Here is a 17321-nt window from a genome sequence, read left to right as displayed (position 1 = left end):
TATACTATATCTAAAGGTGTACCTTTTGAGGTGTTTTTTTAAGGGGAAGTTTTTTTGAAAAGATTTTTCATTTACCGCTAAATCAATATCTACAATGTTAGTACTAGTAAATATTATTTTGAATTTTAAACAAACTTAAAATTCAAAATAATATTTATAAATTTCTTAATATTTACACAAAAGATTAAGTGCTGTATTGTTTTAGCTAATTGAAAAATATTAAAGACATTGAAAGGGGAAATTCACATGTTAAGTAAAAAAGTTGCTTTTTTTAGTCTAGCTACTATAGTTCTTATGAGTGGAACAGCTAATGTAGCATCTGCAATGGAGCAAAGTTCAACTCTCGATTATCCTATTTCTTCTATTGAATCTACAAAAAAAACTGATACATTTTTAGATAAATTGATAGATTTTAAAGACAAAGAAAAAGAAGCAAAAAATTATGGAAAGAACCTTCCTAATCATAGAGATAAAATTGTAGTAACACCAAAAGCAAAAGAAGCTTTTAATAACTATGAGCAAAATGGAACAAGGATTAATCAAGCTTTAAGAGAAGGGAAAGTAGATGGATATCCTAAAGAGTATGTAAAAGTAGCAAAAGAATACGCTGCAGAGATGGATAAAGTATTTAAACAAAACACTGCTAGTGTACCAGATATAATTATGGTATATAGATATACAGATGAACAACAGTTTGGAATTGCCCCGGGGACATTTTTTCCCAAAGATCCAAAAAACCCAAAAGAAACTATAGTTAATAAAGAATCAATTGAAAAATTCAAGAAAAAGTTTGAAGGGAAAACTGTTAAAGACAAAGGTTTTACAAGTACGTCACTAGCTATTCTTGATAAATATCTAGGAGAAAAGTCAAAAACAATTCGTATGGATATTGAAGTTCCAAAAGGAACACATGCTGTATATATGGGAAATGAATATGCGGAATTAATATTACCAAGAAATGCTTCATTAAAAATAAAAAAAGTTTCAGGAATTGTTGAAAAAGGAAAACTGATTGTAAAAGTTGATGCAAGTGTGGTAAATAAATAGTTTAATAAAGCTTGCAGATGAAGAATTATGAAAAAAGATTTACTGGGATGTTTGGGCTTGTTCATTAATTGCTCCAATGCTAATTAATGGGTATACACTTCCTGTTTATATTGAAAGTAATGCTTTGTAAAAAAGTACCCCTAGACTTATTGAGGTGCATTTTTTATAGATGAACTTAATGGATTCTTGCAATGGGCGGGATCCCCGTATATAGGTAACATATATTAATAAATTTTTAATGATGTAAAAAATTATTGTGTAATTTTATTTTCTACGACTATGAATAGTTTATGTAGCAATGCAAGGTGGCTCTTTTTTATAACTTCTGCATTGAATAAGCTATTTTCATTAATTCCTGCTTAGAAATTCGTGAACTAAATAAGGTAATCAGTGTTCCATCTTGTACCCATATCAATTGGCCACCTTGAAGATCTTTCATCCGTTTTGTTGGTGTTAACGGATGAAAGACACCATTTATTTTGTTTATTTTCACTCTTTCTCCATGTTCCCCAGGTTGAATATCATTGCCTGTTGCCGCACTTTCAATAATTGCAACTTTTAATTGCGTTCCTGCTCTATTCAAAAAATGTATTTGTACTTTCTCCATCTTTTTATGTACTTGTTCTGGATATTTTAATTCTATATTCCAATCTTTAGCTATCTTCTTAGGAATAAAACAATTAAAAGAAGTCTTTCCTTTTAATTCATCCAAAGAAAATCTTTTATTAACTACTTCCATACTTTCAGCATAAGCATCGATATTAAACTGGCTCCCTGGCATGAACACAAACAATGCAATCATTAACTTGAAAACAATATTTTGCATATTTTATCTCCTACTACAACGAATTTTACTAATAGCATTAGATTCCATTAGAAACTTTATACTAATTAGGATCAGCAACAGAGGAACTCCAATTAAAGAGCAAAATTTGAAACCAAATATTATTGAACCGATATATAATTATTATTGAAGAGCAATCTGTAGGTCACAGGTACATATCAAAAGAGGAAAACACTTATTTAAAGTGCTTCCTCTCCTTCTTATTATCATAATGGAGGCTTCACAAAAATAACACCTACAGTATTTGTAGGTGTTATTTTTAATCATTTAGGCTTGTAAAATGTTTCGTATTTCTTCTATACGTAAATTTGTAAACTTTGCAATATCTTCTATTGGCATTCCGTTTTTGTGCATACCACGAATAAGTTGCATTTTCCCTTTTTCAATCCCTTTTTGTTCTGCATGAGCAAATTTTGCGGCCTCATCCATAAGAACTTTTTCCCTTGCTTCATACGCTTGTCGGAAAGAAGAATCTTGACTCATACGTTCCCATTTATTCATTGCTTTTTGTAAAATTGGGTCTTGGTTCATCGCAATATCCTCCAATGTTTGGGTTAATTTTTCATCTTCATTTGCTGGAAGTAATAATAACCAACGAACAAATGAATCCTCCCAGGGATTGACTTGTTCATTTCGCCACTGTTGCATGAGTTTTGGAATCTCCACGATGTGAACTTCGATATCACTACTCAATACCTTCTGTTGTTGCTGATTCCATAGGATTCCTGTTGTATGGAATGCCTCGTATTCAGGAAACATAACAAAATTTAACAAATTGATCGTAATTGTTTTATGAAGAGAGCTGTATGGCATTCCTTTTTGAAGTTGGGATGTGTATAGCCTTCCCCAGTAATATAAACTTCTCTTAATCATATCATGATTATTATTTAGCTGTATTTCTACATTTACCTTTGTTCCCGTATCTAATGTTGCGGAAATATCTAAAATCGATAATTTATCCTCTTCATGTTCTCGATGCAAGTGTGGGTCTTCTAATTGCAAGGAAGCAATAGGGGCTTCTAAAGAACCTTGTAACATAGCATTTAAAAAAGCAATTAGAATATCTTCATTTCCACTTGTGCCAAATAATTGTTTAAAAGCAAAATCAATGCGTAAATTCACTAATTGTTGGTTGGACATGGGTTTTCCTCTCCCCATCTCATAAGATGTTTTTCTTTCATTGTACATAAAAGAGTAATCCATATGCAAACAAGCTCTTATATCCATTGACATAAGAGCTTGTTTGACACCATACATAATTAACAGATTAGTTGCGTTTCATAGAAACTGAAAGATTGCCTACTTTAAGAAAAACTCACGTTTAGTATACAAAATACGAACAAAAATGCCAATATATAAATTCATTTAATAGGCATAGTAGGCGGATCTATATTAACTAAATCCTAACTTCTACGATTGATTTCTTTATTCTGTTAAAGGTCCAAATGGTGAAGTGACTCAAGTTCAACCTAAATGTACGATTATGTTAAATTTTATAAGGGATATTATAAAGAGCTGTACTTAAATTAACGCACAGGTTAGGTTAAGATCCATGCTGTTCAGATTGTAGTTAAAACCCACTTACTCATTTTTTAACCCGGAACCTGCTACTTTAAAATTTTCAATAAGATAGAAAATAAAATATCTACAAAAAATAAAAAAATTTAAAACTTATTATACAAGCTTATACATCAATAAAAAAAACGAATATATTGCCATTGAACAGTTTTAAAAATCTAAAGTGATTTCAAAAGGAGATTAGATAATATGAGCGAACAATGTCCAATCAATGTACCTTGTCAGGTAGAAGGGCAAACTCAAACACCATTAAGTGATGAAGCTGTAACACCAATTCTTACTCCAGGAACACCGATTATAAAAATACCAGTTGTATTAGCTGAAAGAACAATTCAAATTGTTGTAGAATCCGATATTTCATTAGCTCCTCCAGCAGTTGAAATTAAACGAATCCTAAAAAATGTATTTTTAACACAATGTAAATTAGTTCCTGTAGCATTTACTCCAGTAGATGGTACACCTTATCGACGAGTTACAAGAGCAAAATTATTTGTACAAGGATATATTCGTAAAAATATTGAATATGCATCTGCCGAGTGTAATGCACCTTTATTTGATCGTATTGCAAATGTTCCATTTTCTGGTTTTGCAGATTTGACGGAAGCTGATTTTCTATCACTAGCTTTAGTAGCTTCTTCCTCAGACACTACATCTCACTTTATTAACCCTAAAAACGGTGATTTACCACGTCTAGACAAATACTTCTTCGAAAATACAGTTTTTTATAACGAACAACCATATTGCGAATTAATCAGCGCTCAATTTTTTGAGTTAGACTTTTCTCCTTGTCCAACAGACCTAAACGAACCATTTGATACTCTTCGTGAAAAAATTGTACTAGACCTAACTTTAAAAGTTTTACAAGTACAACAAGTACAAGTATAAAACAAAGAAGCACTCATTTTGAGTGCTTCTTTGTTTTATACATTTGTAACTAATAAAATTTCTTATTTTTCAAAACCAACCTACTTAAAAAGAACACCAATGCCCGTTGGTGTTCTTAAAAGGAGACCATAAAATTGAAATAAGTGATTGAAACCTATTTCAATACTATAATATATGCTTGACTAATATTTATAGTGTTGAAAATTAAATATTATCTATTAATAATAGACGGAAAACTCACTTCTTATCTTTTTTTAAATAAAAAGCAAATTTCTCTTTACCATTAGATTTTAACGAATTCCCCGAAAGAATTCTCCTTCCTCAAGTGTGTGAAGGGCGTAGACCAACGGTAGGTGGGAGATGAATTTCGGTTTGGCGTAGCCAAAAGGTTTTGCATTTTATGTTGCCTCTGATATAATCAGTCTTATAAATTATAAAGGTTGGTATATCAATGAAATTAGATAGTAATAACCATTCAGTATTCTCGTTGTATTATCACCTTATATTGGTCGTGAAATACAGAAGAAATGTATTTGATGATGATATGTCAGACTATGCAAAAGATATGTTTGTTCGACTATCTGAAAGCTATAACATCACATTAGTTGAATGGAATCATGATATAGATCATGTTCATATTTTGTTCAAGGCACACCCTAATACAGAAATGACAAAATTCATCAATGCTTATAAAAGTGCAAGCTCTCGACTAATCAAGAGAGACTTTCCACAAGTGAGAAAGAAACTATGGAAAGATATGTTTTGGTCAAGAAGTTTTTGCTTACTAACTACTGGTGGTTCATCAATAGACGTAGTAAAAAAATATATTGAAAATCAAGGTGAAAAGTGAGGTGAAATGATATGACAAAGCATAATAAAGCATATAAATTCCGTTTGTATCCAACAGAAGACCAAGCACATCTTATGCGTAAAACTTTCGGTTGTGTACGTTTCGTGTATAACAGAATGTTAGCCGAACGGAAAGAAGCGTATGAAAAAAACAAAGGTGATAAGGAACAACTAAAGAAACAAAAGCTTCCCACTCCTGCGAAATACAAAGCAGAATTTGAGTGGTTAAAAGAAGTTGATTCATTAGCATTGGCAAATGCTCAACTAAACTTGCAAACTGCCTATAAGAATTTCTTTCGTGGTCAAAATGACTTCCCGACATTCAAAAGCAAAAAAGACAGAAAGTCTTATACAACGAATGTAGTGAACGGAAATATTATGTTGCTTAACGGTCATATCAAATTGCCGAAACTGAAAATGGTACGTATGAAACAGCATAGAGAAATACCACAAGACCATGTAATCAAGTCATGTACGATTTCTATGACACCTACTGGTAAATACTATGTGTCTATCTTGACTGAATACGAAAAAGAGATTGTACAAAAAGAAGTAGAAACAGTTGTTGGATTAGACTTTGCGATGGATCGATTATACGTCAGTTCTGAGGATAAGAGAGCCAATTATCCTAAGTTCTATCGTGAAATGTTAGACCGATTAGCAAAGGCACAACGAGTATTATCAAGAAGAACAAAAGGTTCTATTCGTTGGAATAAACAACGTATCCGTGTAGCTAAGTTACATGAAAAAGTAGCGAACCAACGTAAGAACTTCCTTCATCATAAGTCTAAAGAGTTAGCTACTCATTTTGATGTTGTAGCTATTGAAGATCTAAATATGAAAGGAATGTCGCAAGCACTTCATTTTGGAAAAAGTGTCGCTGACAATGGTTGGGGTATGTTCACTTCTTTTTTAGCTTATAAACTAAATGAACAAGGCAAAAAACTTGTGAAAATAGACAAATGGTTTCCTTCCACAAAAACATGTAGCAGTTGTGGAAATGTGAAAAATATGTCATTGTCTGAGCGAGTATATTCTTGTATATGTGGTGTAAATCTCGATAGAGATTATAACGCAGCTATCAATATCAAAAATGAAGCAATACGCCTATTAGCATTAGCATTAGCATAGATAGCAATAAAATAACCCTTGGAACGAGGGTGTTAGCTCGGTTGTCTTAGGACGAATTCGTTAGCTATCAAAAGTAACGACTAACCGAGAAGCCCCCACTTCAAACAGTCCATTAGGACGTTAAGTGGCGGGTAGTTCACTATAGGTTAGTAAACAAGCATGTTTCCTATTAAAACATAGAATAATATAACTCTTGTTTGATAGGAGGTATAAAAATGAATTGGAATAATGATTGCTGTAAGCATAAACATCATAACCATTGTTGTGAGCATAAGCATCGTAATGATTGCTGTAAGCATAAGCATCATAATCATCGCTGTGAGCATAAACATCATAATCATCGTTGTGATAAACACCATAACCGTTTTTGTAAATGTTTTATTTGTTGTCATCGCAACCATTGGTAAAAAAGTTTATGGTTTTTAGTTCTAAAAAAAGTGCAATATCTATTGCACTTTTTTAAAATAAATATACAGGTAATGTATACCTTTTCTTATTTCTTTTAAGTTGAATATCACGCAATGCTTTTGTAAAGATTTGTTGTGTAGCCCTACAAATATCATCCTTTAAATTGGTAACATATGTTTTTCATCATCTTCAGCTACAAAACTATTAAGTGGTTTTTATAGATTTTTTGAGTTGCTTTATCTACTCACTCGCTCTTTTGGAGAGCAGCACATAATATTTGGGTTTACAAACCATGTATGAGTTGTACCAATACAACCATCTTCGGTATTTGTTCTAGTTTCTGCAACTGCTAATCATCTTTTTTTATTAAATCGTTCATTAACTCTGAAACTTTTCACTTAGTTCTATTTAACTTTCTAGCAAAGTAACTAGGCGTTGCGCTATCAGAGTCAAATTTATCTTCTTTAATTATTCGTTCAAACAAAATAATTATTTAAAATTCTACATGAGGTATTGAATCCATTTGAAAATGTTTTTTCAGTAGATAATAAGTTAGGTTAGAAAGAACAGTAATTGCACGGTTAGTCTTTGTAATGCGCTAATTTCATATTCAAGATAAGAGAATATGAATTACTACGTACTCATTTTTATAGAAACTTTTACAGCATCTTTCTCTATAAAATTGAAAGCAAAGGGAGATTTGTATACTTGAAATTTCTTTGGATTTTCAAAGTTAGCTTCACGTGTAAAAACATTGCCGAGTATTTTTTCTTCGATGATGCTAAATTGGTGCTGCTCTTTAATGTCTTTTGATTCTATAAGACCTTGAAAGGGAACGTCACCTTGGATCCTATAGTTTGGAATCACCTTGTTATAAGCTAATGCTGTATAAGTAATAGTCTTACGGATAAATCCCGAAATAGTGACTACTTCTGAACACACTTTTTCAATCGTAGTAAATATTTGTCTATCAACTTTGATGGTTCCTTTTTTTGCAGGAGGAACTAACTGGATTTTATGCTCTATAAATTGCCTAAAGCACAATGTTTTTGATTTGGGGGATTTTGGCGGTTTTTTCGTTTTTGGAGTTTTAGGAAAGCATGAAGATATTCTTGTTACTTCAGGAAGGCCTGATAAATTAATATGTGGGAAATAAGGCGTGCTTGTTATAAGGAAATTTTTCTTGCAATGTAAATTCATATACGTTTCCGCACCTTTCCAATGGAATATAGTTTAAAATATGTCCTCCTCATCATATATGCTTCTTTTTGACAAGAAATTTTCCAAAATGAGCTCATGTCATATATCGATAGGGTAGCAACACATCGCTATTAAGCTAAGAAATTGATTGTTCCCCAAAACGAAAAAAGTAAGCTGAACTTTCATAGATAAATGTGATGATATAAATTTTACGTTTTTTGAGGACTTCAAAGTATGAGCTTAATGGACGTCAGCAAGGTCGTTTGGCTAAGCAAGTTTCTTTGTATATGAAAATGCTGCATGTAAACAAAGAGAGACTATTAAATGATGCCTCGCCAATAAAAACAGGTCCAGCAGAAAGTCTAATTAATACTCGAAGAACATCCCCTTGGTTTAATGAAAATAAAATTGTTTTTGATGCCATAATTCTATTGCCCTGATCCAGATTGATTCGTATTTGAGAAAGAAAATTAACAGTATCGTTTATTGTAAAATTCATAATAAGAATTCCTGAATCTTCTCCAGATACACTAACCCCTGTCGAAAACGTTACAGCATATACATCAGCACTACCAACCGTTATTGAATTATCAGCAGTATTTAATATAACCCCACTAAAAGGTCCTGTCACTGTAAAATCTATACTTGTATTAGCTACTGTTGGAATATCTGTAACTGAATCGGTATTCAACATTCCGAATACTGGTGTCACTCCAGTAGGTCCTGTTGCTCCAGTAGGTCCCGTGGGTAAAGTGAATGGCGGGATAGGTGGCAATGTAGGACCCAGTAAATTCGAATCAAATGCTGTTCCAATCAAAAACTCATGTTTTTCATTCATGTACAGACCTCCTTACGAGACTTGTACTTATCATAATTATTAAATGCTCAATACTAGATAAATGACCTTCGCATAAGCAGAATCTCTCTTTTTTTATTTTCTTTCTATAAAATATGGTAAAATAGTTGGAATATTACTTCCGACAAAAATGGGACTACATTTTCAATAACAAAAAGTTAAAAATCCAAGTCAATCGGCAGGATGTATGCTTATTAGGGTTACTATAGGGCGTCGCCACATAATCCATCAATCCATAATATTTTTATAGCCATATAACAAAAAAGCGCTATACTTTCTGTAGAATCATAGGAAAGGATGGCGTTTTAGTATGTCTATTTTTGTATCTAATGAATTACAACTATTCGTTCAAGAAGTTCAAAGTTTCTTCTCTCCAAATATCTTACGAGATTTTGCTAGAGTTGTTGGTTTCGTGCAACGAACCAGTAAATAATTAAAAAGAATTGTGGTGATACCACAGGTGGAGTTGCTGAATCCTAGCTTGCATACTGCAAAAGTTCTTTGAGGGTGAGAGGAACTCTCATGGTAAAGGAAATGCTGAATAAAGAGCATAGAATTGATTATATGGAAGGGAATTAAAATCTTATTATTAATATAAAAGGATGTAAAACAGTGAAAAAAGAACCTAAATTCTTGACAGATAGAAAATAAGTTCTTTCTTTGTTAGTGGAGTTTTATTTAGCAGTGTGTTGGAGCACTATATAATATATGTATTTATTAGTAAGGGGTGTTTAAATTCCAAAATATATATGTTTAAAAAATAGAAAAAAGGACAGCTGAAAACTGACCTTTTTTCTATTTTTTAAACATAGTTAACGAACAGGTAATTTGGGATTTGGAGTATAGTAAGATGATTATCATCTCATTGTTAATGTATGTAAGTAATACAAAATGGCTTGTACAATTGTTAAAATTAGTGATTTTTTTTTTGATAAATTAGTTAATTGGATGTTTGATAGAGGAAGAAAGTCTAATCAATTAATTTATTTCTTTCATAATATATAATGCAGATAAAAATTTTTAGGAAAAAGGGGGTATATTAAATGTCTTTTGAACGTAGATGTGAATGTGATGAATGTAATAGAAACCGAAGAAGAAGCAGAGCACGTGAGGAAGTAAGAGAACTGGGGAATTTTGAAGGACGAAGAAGATTAAACGGTTTACGAGAAGGCGATAGAATTAACGTTTTTTCAGGCGGAGATCAGATCGATGGAACAGGGGTCTTTATTCGTATAGAGGATGGATTTCTTATTTGGGTGGATGCTGCTGCGAACATTAATGTGACAAGCCTAGATGTTATTAGTGTTCGACGCGTAGGTTAATAGCATTTTAAATAATGTAAATGTGTTGAACGTAATAGAAACCGAAAAAAAAAGAGACCATGAGGAGGTGAGAGAATTGGGAAATTTTGAAGGACGAAGAAGATTAGATGGTTTACGAGAAGGCGACAGAATTAACGTTTTTTCAGGCGGAGATCAGATCGATGGAAACGGAGTCTTTATTCGTATAGAAGATGGATTTCTTATTTGGGTGGATGCTGCTGCAAACATTAATGTGACAAGCCTAGATGTTATTAGTGTTCGACGTATAGGTTAATAGCGCTTTAAATAAATATAAGGAAAAGATAAGATAAGAGGGAAAGCGCTCTTATCTTATTTTTTTAGGAATTATTATGTTATGTAGGTTAAATTAAGTATTTAAATACTTAAAAAAGGTATTTATATAAAATTAAATCCCTTTAAGGAGATAATAAGAGAGGTAGGGTACATTATATGTATAGATTTTTAATTAGGTTTGTACATTTTTAATAAATTTATTTGTTTTATGTAAAAGATGCCAAGAAATACTTTGTAGTTTTATTTCTTGGCGTGGGTATTTATTTGGGTCATTTGGATGCCGACCTTACAATAGTATATGTCCGCTATATGAAATGGTTTGTTATTTACGTTCAGTTCAGTAAATTTAGGAAAGAAAAAACACCTATTTTTGAAGTGAACCCCGAAAACGGGACACCAATCAAAACACCTAAACCACTTGTTCCCTAAATTCTTTAGGGGATAGGTGGTTTAATTTTTCTTGAATTCGCACACAATTGTAGTAATGAATGTATTCTAGCACAATCTTTCGCACAGTTGTGTTGGATACTTTTGTTATCTCTTGTGAATAGAAAGCTTCACTTTTCAAATGACCAAAGAAGCTTTCCATGACGGCATTATCATGGCAATTTCCTCTCCGGGACATGCTGGTGATAATGCCGTTTTCTTTGGCATACGCTTGAAATTCTTTTGCTGTATAAATACTTCCTTGATCCGAGTGAAGAAGGACATCTTTTACTCTTCGCCCTCTCATTGCTTGTTTCAATGTCTTCATCGCTAATGTCAGTGTTTGTGATTCGCTGATGACACAACTAATAATTTCACGATTAAAGGCATCCATGATCGTTGATAAATACAAGGTACGCTCTCCAAATAAGAGATACGTCACATCTGTAAACCACTTTTCATTTGGTCTGGATGCATCGAATTCACGCTCCAATCGATGAGGGGCTACCATTGGTTCCGCACCATTGATATATTTCTTTTTCTTTCGACGTATTTTTGAAAGAATGTGATTTTGTCTCATGATTCGTAATACTTTTTTATGATTGACACACAGTCCCATTTTTTGAAGAGTAGCGGTCACTCTTCGATATCCATACCGAAATTTATGCCTAAGACAGACGTCCTTTACTTTCTCTTCTATATCATCTTTCCGATCTTCCGTTCGTTGTAACCAGCGATAAAATGTGGAACGGGGTAATTCTAATACGTTACACAACTCTTTTATCGTTATTTTTGTTTTTACATTTTTCCATAAAGTAACTACAGTTTCTGGTTTCAGCCCCTTTCGATTTCCAGATACTTTCCCCATACAAGTAATTTTGTTTTTAGATGCTTATTTTCTAAACGTAGTTGTTCTAATTCACTGAGCTCTTTTGGTCCTTTTCCATAAGAATATTGTTTTCCTACAGGTTGTTGAAAACGATACGTTTGATCTGTACGATACCATTTCATCCATGTCTTAATTTGGGAAACATTTTTAATTCCGAGTTTCTCCATAATTGTACGATTTGAATAACCATCTTTCTTCATTTCAATTACTTTCCACTTTGTTTCTTCCGGGTAATGAACTCTTGTCGTCATACGAAAAAACACCTCCATTGAATTTGCATACTTAGTATGCGAATTCAGGAGGTGTTTTTTTCATGTACCACTATTCGGGTTCACTTCATTTTTAATAGGTGTTTTTTCTGCAAATTGGCTTATAAATTAAGGGAAAGATTTTTCTTTCACTTATTTTTTAAAAATCATCTCTATGATCGTGTTCGCGTTCATGTTTATGCTCATCACATTCTCTGCAATGCTTACGTTTGCAACAGAAACGATTACAATCAGGTGAATTTATAGAGATTACATTAATTCTGTTAATCGCAATACGTGCTAATCCTGGGAAACAATCAAAGTCAGATAAAATAATTACGTTGTTCCCTTGAAAACCCTGGAATGTTGCACTTGTAGGTGGTTGGCAATCATATTGAATAACAATACAAGTACCAGGAGTTAATGTGTGTAAGAATTGTGCTAATTCTGGATTGTTATTCATTTGTCTTCTATTGTCTTCTCTTTCTTCTTTTCTGTGATGTTCTCTGTGATGATCTCTCCGATCATCACATCTATTGAAATCACAACATCCACCAAAACCAAAACCCATAAAATTACCCCCTTTCGTTCGTTAATACATCTTATGCTCGTCTAGAAAGAATGGTGTGAGTATATGAGACTAGTTAAGTGTGGATTTGTTATTTAAATATGAAATTTGTTTAAGAGGGATATTTTTTATGAATTGAGTTTTAAAGACTATATCCCAATAACCGTATAATTAAAAAAGGTTTTTGCCAACTTGTCTATTTCAATTAGTATGTTTAAACATATATTATTTTGACAACTAATAATAAGTTAATTTAATAGAATTACATTGTTAGATGTCAAAATTAAAAGTAAAGGATGGAGATAGAGAATGGCAGAATTTCAAGAGAATAATAATGAAATTAGAACTCTGTTGGAAGCATTTCAATTGGTAGGGGCAAGAGTTGTATTATTTTTACCATCATTTCACGTAGAAGGCTTGATTACACGAATTGGAGCAAATTTTGTTACTCTTCGTCGTGGTAATGGAGAAGGCGTTGAAGTAGAAAGTAATGATAATGGAAATGCACTTGAAAATCCAAACCAAATCAGTGTTGCAATTAGTGACATTTTAGCGGTTAGTGATGATCGAGGAGCATAATTAATTAAAAATGTACTGGGTATTATAAATACCCAGTACATTTTTATATAAAGTGCTTACTATATAATACATACTTATTATAGGGGGGGGCATAAATGTGTCAGTTTTGTTTAAATTCTGATAATAACAAACGTAAATTTAGATTGTTTGATATAAATCCGATTCCTCTTATCGCTCCATTTAAATCAAGAAGGAGTTTTAATACTTTATTAGAATCAGAAAAATCTTCTGATATTTTATTAAAATCAAAAATGTCCCCTAACACCTCTTTAGAATTAAAGGGATCTTCTTATCATTCAGTAGTGAATAGTTCTAGCAATAATTTTTCAGAATTAACAAATGAGATTAGAGAACTTTTATATGCCTATCAGTTGCTTCATTTACGTACTGTATTGTTTTTGGAAGGAATTAACATTAAAGGTTTTATAATGAATGTGACTCGAAATTTAGTTACTGTTATTGGACCCAATGTAGAAGTAGCAAGTAATTCAACTGGTAATATTATAGGTTTTCCGAACAAAATTAATGTTAGATTCGAGTCTATTCAAGCAATTGGTGATGTAAAATAGTTTTCTCGTTAAAATGTAAAAAAACAATAGGGTAAAGAGTGATTTTTAATGTTGATTTATATTATATGGCAAAATTAAATCGAAAATGTATCAAGAATATTATCTTTTTCTTCTTTGTTAATTCCAATATATTTTAGATTGACACTCCTTGCCTCTTTAGGGATCGGAGTGTCAAATTCATGCATATTAAGTAATATCAAGCACATAATAGCAGCGACATCGGGAAATGTTAATCTGTACGTTAGAGTTACCCCTTATATTTTGAGAAGGCCCTGCATAAGGCTTCTTTTTGCTACACCTTTTGAGAATGACAAGCATATACTGGAGTGTGGGGGAAACCACTTTATATATAGGAGCATCTGACAATTGTGGATGCTCTTTTTATTTGCACACAAAGAATTGTTAAAAATACTATATTGAAGGGGCTATTCTATAAACTCCTTTTTTAGAGGGACATGTATTCCCCAATAGAGCTGTGTCATGTGAAAGGGAAAAGCATTGCTAGGTATTTCATTTTCGTAATCTTTCAAGAGCACTTAAGGTTTTTTTGAATATACCTTTCATAATCAGGAATAGCCACTCTACCAAAAATAAAGTCGGCTTGTACATATTTTGTTTGGAAGTGTATTATAATTTTGAATTGAACAGTCCGTGTAAGTTCTATGCCTCTATTAAATGATCCTCGTTACAGAACCTTGCTGAAACACTCTTCACTTAACCCCCTAATGGTTCTAATCAATTAAGCTATCCCTGTAGTTAAGAGAGGGATAGCTTCGTTTCTAAGATTTATTCCTGCGTTAACATATCTATCGTTATGTGTACTACAAGAAGGCCAATCACACTTACGAAGATTAAGATTTTTAACGTCTTTATTTTGGTAAATGCAATTCGAACATAGCTGACTAAAAATAAACGTTTTTGATATAACTACATCTTGCTTCCCGTACCATTTTCTTTTTTAATTGAGTAAGCTCGTCAGTGAAAAAATGATACGTTAACCTTTTTCCCGCTTTTTTATAAGTATGATTCCATATAGCAAGAAAATGATTAAATACAAAATAACTTCAAACAATGGTTCTCGTAAAAACGAAAAAACATAGACTTATGCCTACCGACATTTATCTTCCACCTAAAATTGGTGTTCACACCTTCACATTTTTGAGGAAGTGTCCTTCTGTCGGAAAAAGATAACAGTAACCTTTACATCAAAATGGTTTGTATTGCGTATTAAAATTCCTCTATTAACATATTTAAAGCTTTTGACTTTATCCTTTCATATTCCATAGCTCCAGCAAGTTCTTCAGCAAGTAATGGTGATTTTCTGACGTATTTTTCACGAATCACATCATACAATTCGTAAGGAAATAACATATCAATAAACATAATTTTCTTCTGCTCAGCTGTTAAAGGGGAAACTGACTCATATGCGTTAATCATAATTTGAAATTGATTTTCATTCCAAACACCAGTTGTATCTAGTAGAGGAATAATCATTTTACGCAAGTCTCGAATAGGAAGATCATAAGAAACTGTATCTAAATCAATTACCCAAATTTGATTACTTGGATCTAGTAAGGAATTTCCTGTTCCATAATCTTGATGACATAAATTAGGGAATTCTTGTAATTCATCAGTCCATTTTGTATATTCAGATTCCAATAGTCTTTGGTGTGTATGTTTTGCTTCTGAAATGAAAGCATCAATTTCAGCCAAATACAATTGTGAAAATGGATCATCCGGCATAGTTGCGGATAAAGTTTTCCAAATCTCCATCTGTTGAAATCTTTTAATATAATGATTGGGCCAACGTCCCAGTTTTGTAAAGATAGGTATGCCTGGTGGCGGTTTGTAGCCAATAGAAGCTACATGAAAATCCGCTAACCCTTTCATAATCATTTCAAGGTCTTCTTGCATTGTAAGTTCAAATGGTCTTCCCTCAATCCATTCATAAACAACAAATAAAAATGGACCGTGTTTTGTATATAACTGATTCACTTTGCTTGGAATTATGCTCGGAACACGCATGCCTTTTTTGGCAAGATAATCTTGAGCGTGAATAGAAAATAAAGCCTTTTTTTCAGGGCGATGAATTCTCTTTAAGCAAAATGGTCCATCTGCAGTATGAATTTTCCATACTAAGGCTAGTTGTCCACCTTGTATTAATTCAATTGTAGTCGCTTGAATGTCCCAATGTTGAATCATTGTCTCTGCCAATGCTACTAATTTTTGCTCCTCTTCGGGCGATAATGTATACACCGCTTCTTCATTATGATTCTCCACATATACCACCATCCTTTTATACTCTCTTATTACTGTATGGTACATGACCATTTTTGCTCTAGCCATTTGCCTTTAAGAAGAAAAAGTACTATTTACCAAATTTAATTATAAAAGATGAAATAATGCTTGATAACTCACAAATATAAGGGTTCCTTCGTAACATATGAAGAAAGTTGTATTTTATGAAACAGGGAGGCGATTTAATGAAAATTGCGATAATATCCACTGAAAAGCTACCTGTACCAGCTGTACGGGGTGGAGCTATTCAAATTTATATAGATTCTGTTGCTTCCATTATTGCTGCAAATGGAAAAAATGTGACAGTTATTTCTATAACAGATCCTAATTTAAAATCAGAAGAAAAAAACAAAGGTGTAAGGTATATACGTTTTCCAGAAGAAGAGTATCTGCCTTATGTTATTAAACATTTGCAACAGGAAAAATATGATGTGGTTCATTTATGTAATCGTCCCAATTGGATTACAATTTTACGTGAGGCGGCCCCACAGACCAAATTCGTGTTAAGCGTGCATAATGAAATGTTTGCATACGAAAAGATAAGTGATAAAGAGGGCGAAGCATGTATTTCCGCTGTTTCCAAAATTGTAACAGTTAGTGATTATATAGGAAAAACAATTACCTCGCGCTTTCAAACTGCAAAAGCAAAGACAAGAACAGTATATTCTGGTGTAGATGTAAATGAATATTATCCTTCGTGGACCGCGAATGGTACAAAAGTTAAAAATCATGTTCAAAAACAGTTGAATTTGCAAAATAAAAATATAGTTTTGTTTGTTGGACGCTTGAGCAAAGTAAAAGGTCCTCATATTTTGCTACAAGCTCTTCCTAAAATAATTGAGAAGAATCCAGACATCGTAATGGTTTTTATTGGTTCAAAATGGTTTGGAGATAACAATGTAAATAATTATGTAAAACATTTATATACCTTAGGTGCAATGTTTCCAGAACATGTAGTCTTTATTAAATTTGTTAAGCCAAAGGATATTTCAACACTTTATGCTATGTCAGATATTTTTGTTTGCTCTTCACAGTGGCAAGAGCCTCTTGCTAGGGTGCATTACGAAGCAATGGCAGCGGGTTTACCAATTATCACAAGTAATCGAGGCGGTAACCCTGAAGTTATTGAAGAAGGAAAAAATGGATATATTGTCAATGACTTTGAGAATCCTGATGCATATGCAGAAAAGATAATTAATCTATTAAATAACGAAAATAAAAGAAAACAGATAGGGAAATATGGACGTGCGAAGGTCGAAAAAGAATTTAATTGGAACCGAGTCGCTATGGATTTAATGAAAGTGTATGGGGAAGTTTTATAAAATTTAAG

18 protein-coding genes and 1 pseudogene are annotated in these 17321 nt (G+C 32.6%); 10 read left to right on the top strand and 9 right to left on the bottom strand.

Annotated elements, in window-relative coordinates; genetic code table 11:
- The first annotated feature begins 246 nt into the window (after window positions 1-246).
- Entirely contained in the window at window positions 247-1047 is an 801-nt protein-coding gene (locus ACUN0F_RS01185) for an ADP-ribosyltransferase (protein ID WP_046955777.1), read from the top strand.
- Window positions 1048-1363: 316 nt separating this feature from the next.
- Here ACUN0F_RS01185 and ACUN0F_RS01180 read toward each other — a convergent pair whose 3' ends face one another.
- Together ACUN0F_RS01180 and ACUN0F_RS01175 are read right to left on the bottom strand one after the other, a co-directional pair.
- Window positions 1364-1873: a DUF4367 domain-containing protein gene (locus tag ACUN0F_RS01180; protein ID WP_327975198.1), complete on the bottom strand. Its 510-nt coding sequence runs from the start codon at window positions 1871-1873 to the stop codon at window positions 1364-1366.
- Between the two features lie 285 nt (window positions 1874-2158).
- Window positions 2159-3031 carry an Rpn family recombination-promoting nuclease/putative transposase gene (locus ACUN0F_RS01175; protein ID WP_046955775.1) on the bottom strand — a complete coding sequence of 291 codons (873 nt, stop codon included), beginning with the start codon at window positions 3029-3031 and terminating at the stop codon, window positions 2159-2161.
- 627 nt (window positions 3032-3658) lie between these two features.
- Here ACUN0F_RS01175 and ACUN0F_RS01170 point away from each other — a divergent pair.
- From ACUN0F_RS01170 to ACUN0F_RS01160, 3 genes are all read left to right on the top strand, one after another.
- The gene (locus ACUN0F_RS01170) at window positions 3659-4354 is read left to right on the top strand and encodes a CsxC family protein (RefSeq protein ID WP_078994872.1); all 696 of its coding nucleotides are present in this window, start codon (window positions 3659-3661) and stop codon (window positions 4352-4354) included.
- Between the two features lie 451 nt (window positions 4355-4805).
- Window positions 4806-5204 carry an IS200/IS605 family transposase gene (tnpA, locus tag ACUN0F_RS01165; protein WP_131934955.1) on the top strand — a complete coding sequence of 133 codons (399 nt, stop codon included), beginning with the start codon at window positions 4806-4808 and terminating at the stop codon, window positions 5202-5204.
- Window positions 5205-5215: 11 nt separating this feature from the next.
- Entirely contained in the window at window positions 5216-6334 is a 1119-nt protein-coding gene (locus tag ACUN0F_RS01160; RefSeq protein WP_445539026.1) for an RNA-guided endonuclease TnpB family protein, read from the top strand.
- 146 nt (window positions 6335-6480) lie between these two features.
- Here ACUN0F_RS01160 and ACUN0F_RS01155 read toward each other — a convergent pair whose 3' ends face one another.
- The 3 genes from ACUN0F_RS01155 to ACUN0F_RS01145 all read right to left on the bottom strand — a co-directional run bounded on the left by ACUN0F_RS01155 (window position 6481) and on the right by ACUN0F_RS01145 (window position 8780).
- Window positions 6481-6735, bottom strand: a complete 255-nt coding sequence (locus ACUN0F_RS01155) for a hypothetical protein (RefSeq protein ID WP_046955773.1) — start codon at window positions 6733-6735, stop codon at window positions 6481-6483.
- Window positions 6736-7375: 640 nt separating this feature from the next.
- Window positions 7376-7942, bottom strand: coding sequence for a hypothetical protein (locus ACUN0F_RS01150; RefSeq protein WP_131934954.1), 567 nt, complete (start codon window positions 7940-7942; stop codon window positions 7376-7378).
- Window positions 7943-8192: 250 nt separating this feature from the next.
- A complete protein-coding gene (locus ACUN0F_RS01145; RefSeq protein ID WP_207911745.1) occupies window positions 8193-8780 on the bottom strand; it encodes an exosporium leader peptide-containing protein in 588 nt (195 codons plus the stop codon).
- 328 nt (window positions 8781-9108) lie between these two features.
- Between ACUN0F_RS01145 and ACUN0F_RS01140 the strand changes: the two genes are divergently transcribed.
- From ACUN0F_RS01140 to ACUN0F_RS01130, 3 genes are all read left to right on the top strand, one after another.
- Window positions 9109-9231, top strand: coding sequence for a hypothetical protein (locus ACUN0F_RS01140; protein ID WP_279433264.1), 123 nt, complete (start codon window positions 9109-9111; stop codon window positions 9229-9231).
- Between the two features lie 610 nt (window positions 9232-9841).
- A complete protein-coding gene (locus tag ACUN0F_RS01135; RefSeq protein WP_131934953.1) occupies window positions 9842-10120 on the top strand; it encodes a hypothetical protein in 279 nt (92 codons plus the stop codon).
- 67 nt (window positions 10121-10187) lie between these two features.
- Complete coding sequence (locus ACUN0F_RS01130) at window positions 10188-10394, top strand: hypothetical protein (protein ID WP_131934952.1); 207 nt, start codon at window positions 10188-10190, stop codon at window positions 10392-10394.
- A gap of 429 nt (window positions 10395-10823) precedes the next feature.
- Here the strand turns inward: ACUN0F_RS01130 and ACUN0F_RS01125 are convergent.
- Both ACUN0F_RS01125 and ACUN0F_RS01120 read right to left on the bottom strand, forming a co-directional pair.
- A protein-coding gene (locus ACUN0F_RS01125) for an IS3 family transposase (RefSeq protein WP_445539025.1) occupies window positions 10824-11980 on the bottom strand; the annotation gives its coding sequence in 2 pieces (ribosomal slippage) (window positions 10824-11728 and window positions 11728-11980; 1158 coding nt in all).
- A 157-nt stretch (window positions 11981-12137) separates the two neighbouring features.
- Window positions 12138-12548 (bottom strand): hypothetical protein, encoded by a 411-nt coding sequence (locus ACUN0F_RS01120; protein ID WP_327975207.1) that lies wholly within the window; start codon window positions 12546-12548, stop codon window positions 12138-12140.
- A 306-nt stretch (window positions 12549-12854) separates the two neighbouring features.
- Between ACUN0F_RS01120 and ACUN0F_RS01115 the strand changes: the two genes are divergently transcribed.
- Together ACUN0F_RS01115 and ACUN0F_RS01110 are read left to right on the top strand one after the other, a co-directional pair.
- A complete protein-coding gene (locus ACUN0F_RS01115) occupies window positions 12855-13124 on the top strand; it encodes a hypothetical protein (protein WP_088363076.1) in 270 nt (89 codons plus the stop codon).
- Window positions 13125-13219: 95 nt separating this feature from the next.
- Window positions 13220-13693 (top strand): hypothetical protein, encoded by a 474-nt coding sequence (locus ACUN0F_RS01110; protein ID WP_131935442.1) that lies wholly within the window; start codon window positions 13220-13222, stop codon window positions 13691-13693.
- Between the two features lie 739 nt (window positions 13694-14432).
- Here ACUN0F_RS01110 and ACUN0F_RS01105 read toward each other — a convergent pair.
- Window positions 14433-14651 (bottom strand): annotated as a pseudogene (locus tag ACUN0F_RS01105) (zinc ribbon domain-containing protein); the annotation flags it as partial.
- A gap of 269 nt (window positions 14652-14920) precedes the next feature.
- On the bottom strand, window positions 14921-16024 hold the full coding sequence (locus ACUN0F_RS01100; RefSeq protein WP_046956793.1) for a CotS family spore coat protein: 1104 nt from the start codon (window positions 16022-16024) through the stop codon (window positions 14921-14923).
- A gap of 152 nt (window positions 16025-16176) precedes the next feature.
- On the opposite strand from ACUN0F_RS01100, the gene ACUN0F_RS01095 reads away from it, so the two are divergent.
- Entirely contained in the window at window positions 16177-17313 is a 1137-nt protein-coding gene (locus ACUN0F_RS01095) for a glycosyltransferase family 4 protein (RefSeq protein ID WP_131935441.1), read from the top strand.
- Window positions 17314-17321: the final 8 nt, after the last annotated feature.

This window comes from Bacillus sp. 1A, assembly GCF_052682215.1.
The sequence above is the reverse complement of the archived record's forward strand: the minus strand, read 5'-3'. Positions and strand labels throughout refer to the sequence as shown.